Raw genomic sequence first — 702 nt, forward strand, 5'->3', positions numbered from 1 at the left:
TGATAGGGAAAGTATCGGCGCCAGCTTCACGGATTCAGGTATAAGAGACCGGCGCATCTGCATACCAGGCTATTTTCCTCTTGGTAACGATCTCTTTTCCGTAAATAAACGCTCGATCATGCTCCCAACTTAGTTCGTCCCGACATTTAGCTAGATACATATCGGCAATGGCCGTCTCTAGAAGTTTGCCGTGGTAATAGACCGCCCCATCTTGTGGAAGCAGGTTAATCAACTTCATATCGTCGTTTTCAAACAGATCTGTAAACGTCATAGCGATGCCTATTTTGTACCGACTACAAAGACAGCAAGAAACGGGTTTCTCCCATGTTCCAAAGGCGGCAATACTGAGCCACACGAGGATAACCCTAGGGCTTGTTGACTAATAGAAAACCTTAAAATGGGGAATAAAATGAAAGCAATCGACTATATACGACTCCTATCATTAGCCGCTATCTGGGGAGCTAGCTTTCTTTTCATGCGCATCGCCTCCCCAGCGATAGGGCCAATCAACACAGCATTTTTTAGAGTCTTTTTTGGCCTACTGGGTTTAGCTTTTATCATCTTAATCATACGCAAAAGCCTGGAATTCAGAGGTAAACTAGGCAAGGTTTTGATATTGGGCGCTATCAACTCAGGCATTCCTTTTCTTATGTACAGCATAAGTGGCTATTCAAAATTTATCGTGCGCTCAGACCCGTAGCC

The 702-nt window shown here is 44.4% G+C and carries 2 protein-coding genes; one reads left to right on the forward strand and one right to left on the reverse strand.

What is annotated here, in order from left to right:
• Positions 1-34 precede the first annotated feature (34 nt).
• Positions 35-271, reverse strand: coding sequence for a hypothetical protein (locus INT19_RS08060; protein ID WP_226924535.1), 237 nt, complete (start codon positions 269-271; stop codon positions 35-37).
• Between the two features lie 138 nt (positions 272-409).
• On the opposite strand from INT19_RS08060, the gene INT19_RS08065 reads away from it, so the two are divergent.
• Positions 410-700, forward strand: a complete 291-nt coding sequence (locus INT19_RS08065; protein ID WP_226924537.1) for an EamA family transporter — start codon at positions 410-412, stop codon at positions 698-700.
• Positions 701-702 lie beyond the last annotated feature (2 nt).

The organism is Halomonas sp. 3A7M (assembly GCF_014897875.1).
In the GTDB taxonomy this organism is placed as follows: domain Bacteria; phylum Pseudomonadota; class Gammaproteobacteria; order Pseudomonadales; family Halomonadaceae; genus Vreelandella.

Bases quoted from the DNA above. Each gene is read 5' to 3' on its own strand.
- INT19_RS08060 (WP_226924535.1), bottom strand. From the start codon at position 271: ATGACGTTTACAGATCTGTTTGAAAACGACGATATGAAGTTGATTAAC.
- INT19_RS08065 (WP_226924537.1), top strand. From the start codon at position 410: ATGAAAGCAATCGACTATATACGACTCCTATCATTAGCCGCTATCTGG.